Consider the following 5,147-nt stretch of genomic DNA (forward strand, 5'->3'; position numbering starts at 1 on the left):
GGGGCGAAGGGCGGATTTCAAGCGTATTGCCTGCCAGTGTAAGCGTTCAGGACAATGTGCCGCAGCGCCCGCGGACAGTCCAGCGTTCAGCTTGGCGGCGCCGATGAAAGGCTGTGGAAAGGCCGAGGGTTCGCAATGCATGCACCGCACACGCGCTGTAACGCACCTCCGACCGATTCTCCATGTCCACTCCACAATCGCGGCGTAGCCTCCTCGGCTTCTCTCTCCACGAAGGCGGGCGGGTGGCCAGTCGCATCACTTTCCCGGCAGCGTTCGCGCGCCGGTATGCCGTCGTCCCACGCATCGTCCTGGGTACCGGGGCGCTGCTGACCAGCATGATGCTGGTGGGCTGCATGTCGGTGCCGGTTCCCGATCTGCCTGATCGCGTACCAGCAGTCTGGAGTCAGACCGCGGCAGGGCAGGGCGTAGCGGTCGACGCGCGGCAGTGGTGGAAGGTGCTGGCCGATGCGCGCTTGAACGCGCTGGTGGACGAGGCCGTCGCCGGCAATCTGGACCTGCGCCAGGCCACCCTGCGGTTGCAGGCGGTACGCCTGCTGTCGGGCACCTCCGATGCGCGCTTCCGTCCGGAAATCTCCGCCAGTGCCAAGCAGGTGCAGGACGCCGCCGCGGTCGACACGTACTTCCACGCCGGCGTTGAAGCGATCTGGGATCTTGGCCTGTTTGGCGCAGCGGAGAGTGCCCGTCTGAGCGCGCAGGCGGCCAACGGAAATGCCGAAGCACTGCGCGATGCGGCACAGGTGGCGGTCATCGCTGATGTGGTGCGCAGCTACCTGGATCTTTCCGTCGCGCAGGCGCAGGTGGATCTGCTGGGCAGGCAGCAGGCCGTTGACGCACGTGGCGAGCAACTGGGCCTGGTTCGGCAGCGCCTGCATCTGGACGAGCCCGGTGAACTGGATCGCCTGCGCGCGCGGCGGGCGGCCACGCGCGCGGCCATTGCACAGGCGAATGAGAACGCGGGCAACGCCTCGCGCGCGTTGGCGCTGCTGCTGGGTCGCGATGGTCCGGATCCGGCCTGGAATGCCTACCGCACGCCACCGCAGTTGAGCGCCTTCACCCTGCAGCAGGTGCCGGCCGACCTGCTGCGCCATCGCCCGCAGATCCTGCTGGCCGAGGCCGATGTGCTGCAGGCTGCCGCCGAAAAGGGCAGTGCACGCGCGTCGATGTTCCCGAAACTGAGCCTGGGCGGTTCCATCCTTTACGCCTACAACCTGACCCAGAACGCTCGCTCCAACTCTGATTCCAGCCCATCGATTGGTCCCTACATCGATATCCCTCTGTGGGATTGGGGCCAACGTCGCGCGCGCTATCAATCCGACGACAAGCAGCTGGATGCAGCCCTGCTGGGGTATCGCAAGGCAGTGCTGCAGGGCGTGGCGGAAGTGGAGGGTGCACTGGGCAGCCTGGCCCGCCAGGACAGCAGCATCCAGTCGCTGCAGGTGGCCGACGAAGCAGCCCGGCAGCAGGTCGCACGACAGGCCCGGCAGGTGCAGCTTGGTCTTTCCAGTGAGTTCGACGGGTTGGAAACCCAGCGTGCCGCGCTGTCCGCGCAGGCCGACCTGATCGGCGCGCAGGGTGCTCGCGTACTTGCATTCGCATCGCTCTATCGCGCAGTGGGCGGTGCTCCCTTGCCAGCCGAGCCTGAAGGCGACGCGCAATGATCGCGCTTGCCCGCAAGACCCTGGTTTACGAGTGGCGCCGTTTCCTGCCGGTAGTGCTGGCCATGTGTTTCGCCGGCGTGCTGCTGATCGTGCAGGCGGCACTGGTGCTGGGCATCTTCGGCACCGCCGCGATCTACGTGAAGGCGTCCAGCGCCGATGTCTGGGCGGGCTTTGCCGGCACGCAGAGCGTGAACTACGGTCATGCGATCAGTGCGGATGTAGAGAATCGCCTGCGGATGGACCCGGATGTCACCCGCGTCGAACCCTACGAGTGGGTCGATGGCGAGTGGCGCTCCAGCGCACAGGGTGCCGGCAACGTGTCGGTCTATCTGTCCGGCATCTCCACGGCAGGCGACGCGATGATGTTCTCGCGCATCCTGTCGCCCGATCTGCGTGCCCGGTTGCGCGAACCCGGTGCGGTGATCGTCGACAGCGCGGACCTGGATACGCTGGGCGTCGATCTGCACCGCAACCGCGCGTGGATCAATGGCAAGGCCGTGCGTGTGGTTGCAGCGCAACCCGGCCTGCGTGGCCTTGGCGGCGTCAACGTGCTGGCGTCTTTGGATACCGCGCGTGCCATCGCCGGAACCGATCCGCATGAAGGCAGCACCTATTTCGTGGCGGGCACGCGCTCACCGGAGCTGGCCGCGCGCGTGCGCGATCGCCTCAGTGCATCGACGGGCCGCGCCACGCCCGTCGAGTTCTGGACAGCGCCGGAGTTCGCCAGTCGTTCGCAGCAATACTGGCTGTTCGATACCGGCGCCGGCATCGCAGTGCTGTTCATGGCGGTCATTGTCTGCTTCGTCGGCGCGGTGATCACCAACCAGTCATTTGCCGCAGTGGTGGCCGGGTCGGTACGCGAGTACGCCACCCTCAATGCGCTCGGCGCAGGCCGCTACGCCCTGGCTCGTGTGGTGTTCGAACAGGCCGTGCTGATCGGTGGTGTCGGCATGCTGCTGGCCGCAGCCTTCAGCGCGGTGGTGCTGATGGCCGCGCAGACCCAGCGCGTACCGGTACAGCTCACGCCGATGGTGGTTCTTGGCTGCGTGGCGCTGGTCGCGGTGATGGCCATGCTGTCGAGCATCATGGCGGTGCGCAGCGTCGTCCGTTCCGATCCATCGCTGCTGTTGCGTTGAGGGGCCACCGATGACGAATGCTCCCATCGCGATCCCGACCCTGCGTGCCGACGCACTCGAAAAGGGCTTCGTGTCCGGCGATGTGCATGTGCCCGTGCTGCGTGGCCTGTCGTTGGACATCTATCCCGGCGAATTGACCCTGGTATCGGGCCCCTCCGGCTGCGGCAAGAGCACGCTGCTGTCGCTCATGTCCGGGCTCTCAACGCCTGATGGCGGTCGCGTGCATGCGCTTGGCCAGGACGTCAGCCACATGACCCGCAGCGAGGTGGAGCGCTTCCGTCTGCACCACGTCGGTTTCGTGTTCCAGGGCTTCAACCTGTTCCCGGCGCTGACGGCGCTGGAGCAGGTGCAGCTGCCATTGGGCTATCGCGGCATGCGCAACCGCGACAGCGAGCCGTTGGCTCGGCAGGCGCTGGACGAAGTCGGCCTCTCGCACCGCAGCCACATGCGCCCGGCACAGCTGTCCGGCGGCGAGAAGCAGCGCGTAGCCGTCGCCCGTGCGTTCGCCAAGTCACCCACGCTGATCTTCGCCGATGAGCCCACCAGCGCACTGGACGCCGAGAACGGCCAGCGCGTGATCGACATCCTGCACCGCTATGCACGAGCGCATCAGGCCACGGTGTTGTGTGTAAGCCACGATCCACGCCTGATCCGCCATGCGGATCGGGTGATCGCCATGGAAGACGGCACGGTCCGCGATGACCGCCGCCAGAACGAAACCGTAGAGCACAGCCCATGACCAGAATGCCGCGATTGTTCTCCCTCAGCTTCTCCTTGGGCGCGACATTGCTGCTGGGTGCCTGCAGCAAGGATGCACCCGTACCCGCGCAGCCGACCGCTGCCACGTCCGCCAGCGCGGACAACGTCGCCGTCGCCCGCGGCATCATCGATGTGGAAGGCGGGCTGATTGCACTGGTACCAGCGATGGATGGTTCGGTCAGCGCCGCGCCGGTGAAGGAAGGGGCGGTGGTGCGCAAGGGCGATGTCCTGCTCACCCTGGATGGCGCACTGCTTGAACAGGAGGTGGGCATGGCCAATGCCGATCTCGCGCTGGCCACCGACCGGCTGAAGGGCAGTCAGGCGCAGCTGCGCGAACTGGAGCGCAACGCCACCCGCCTGGCCACCGGCGCCAGTGAAGGCGTGTCGTCCAGCCAGCAGGCCGACGCAGCCAGGCAGCAGCTGGCCGGCGTCCGCGCCGATGTGGATGTGGCCGGAGCGCAGGTCGACATGGCCCAGCACAAGCTGGAGCACGCCAGGCTCAAGCTGCGACAGATGTTGCTGACCGCACCGGACGCCGGCATCGTGGTCGGCCAGGTGCCGGGCGTGGGTGCGTTCGTGCAGGCCGGCAAGCCGGCGATGTCACTGTTGCCGGCGCGACCGTTGCAGGTGCGTGCCGAGCTGAGTGCGGCCTACGCCGATGCCGTGCAGGTTGGCATGCGTGCGACGGTGGTGATCGATAGCGATGGCGCAGAGGGCAAGCCACTGCCGGTGGCACGTGTGGTCCGCATCAGCCCGGTGTTCGCGCAGGCACGATTGCCCGAAGACGCAGGGCGCGGCGTGGCCAAGGTGGTGGAGTGCGTGCTGGAATTCGAGAGCGCCGCCAAGGCGCGCGTCGGCCAACATGTGCGGGTGGAGTTCCACAGGTAGGGGCGTGCTTCGCTAGGGGCGTGCGCGTCGGGTCTGTTTCCCGGCCAACGCCCGCCACGCACTGGCCAGCGTCACCACGCACAGCGCCAGCAGCAATCCCACATCCAGAAGCAGCAGCCACAGCAGGTGCATTCCCTGCACCGGCGCCTGGTGCAGGGCGGCGGCCAGCCACGGGAACGACCAGGCCAGCAGCAGCACCAGGGCGATCAGCAGCCGCAACCACACGCGCCCTGGTTTCCAGGGACGCACGATCAGCACGGTGACCAACAGTTCCGCTCCGGCCAGTACAGCGAACTGGATGACCGCGCCGGTGGGGTAGGGCAGGGTTGCGCCTTCGAAGTGGCGCAGCATCCAATAGTCCGGGGTGAAGCCTGCATTGATCAGTGCAGCAATCACCGCAAGCCAGGCCAGGGCGACAAGGCTCCAGCACAGGCGGGCGAAACGAGGTCTCGTGGGCGGGTTCATCGGTGCTGCGGACTGTTGACGGCGTGAAGGAATTTGGACACAATAGCGCTCCTTCGACGCAGGTCGGAGAATCTGCGGGAATAGCTCAGTTGGTAGAGCGCAACCTTGCCAAGGTTGAGGTCGCGAGTTCGAGTCTCGTTTCCCGCTCCATGTTTCGACAGGCCCCATCGCGGGGTTTTGTCATGTCAGGGGCGTCGTTCCTGATCGCAGTACGTTGGCC

5 protein-coding genes and 1 tRNA gene are annotated in these 5,147 nt (G+C 66.7%); 5 read left to right on the forward strand and 1 reads right to left on the reverse strand.

The genetic code is table 11. The features are described 5' to 3' along the window. Nucleotides 1–182: 182 nt before the first annotated feature. Genes AC1VAN_RS10490 through AC1VAN_RS10505 form a run of 4 tightly spaced genes read left to right on the forward strand, consistent with a single transcriptional unit; the run spans nt 183 to nt 4,462 of the window. Complete coding sequence (locus AC1VAN_RS10490; protein WP_442251048.1) at nt 183–1,679, forward strand: TolC family protein; 1,497 nt, start codon at nt 183–185, stop codon at nt 1,677–1,679. Further along, nucleotides 1,676–2,815 (forward strand): ABC transporter permease, encoded by a 1,140-nt coding sequence (locus AC1VAN_RS10495; protein WP_100436061.1) that lies wholly within the window; start codon nt 1,676–1,678, stop codon nt 2,813–2,815. Before AC1VAN_RS10490 ends, AC1VAN_RS10495 begins: the two co-directional genes overlap by 4 nt. 10 nt (nt 2,816–2,825) lie before the next feature. Next, nucleotides 2,826–3,554 carry an ABC transporter ATP-binding protein gene (locus tag AC1VAN_RS10500; RefSeq protein WP_223482219.1) on the forward strand — a complete coding sequence of 243 codons (729 nt, stop codon included), beginning with the start codon at nt 2,826–2,828 and terminating at the stop codon, nt 3,552–3,554. Next, complete coding sequence (locus AC1VAN_RS10505) at nt 3,551–4,462, forward strand: HlyD family secretion protein (protein WP_442251049.1); 912 nt, start codon at nt 3,551–3,553, stop codon at nt 4,460–4,462. The genes AC1VAN_RS10500 and AC1VAN_RS10505 overlap by 4 nt, the downstream gene beginning before the upstream one ends. Nucleotides 4,463–4,474: 12 nt before the next feature. Here AC1VAN_RS10505 and AC1VAN_RS10510 read toward each other — a convergent pair whose 3' ends face one another. Next, nucleotides 4,475–4,927, reverse strand: a complete 453-nt coding sequence (locus tag AC1VAN_RS10510; protein WP_442251050.1) for a hypothetical protein — start codon at nt 4,925–4,927, stop codon at nt 4,475–4,477. A gap of 74 nt (nt 4,928–5,001) precedes the next feature. On the opposite strand from AC1VAN_RS10510, the gene AC1VAN_RS10515 reads away from it, so the two are divergent. Continuing rightward, nucleotides 5,002–5,077: transfer RNA gene (locus AC1VAN_RS10515), tRNA-Gly, on the forward strand. Nucleotides 5,078–5,147 lie beyond the last annotated feature (70 nt).

The sequence above is a fragment of the Stenotrophomonas sp. 05L44_2 genome (genome assembly GCF_056665995.1).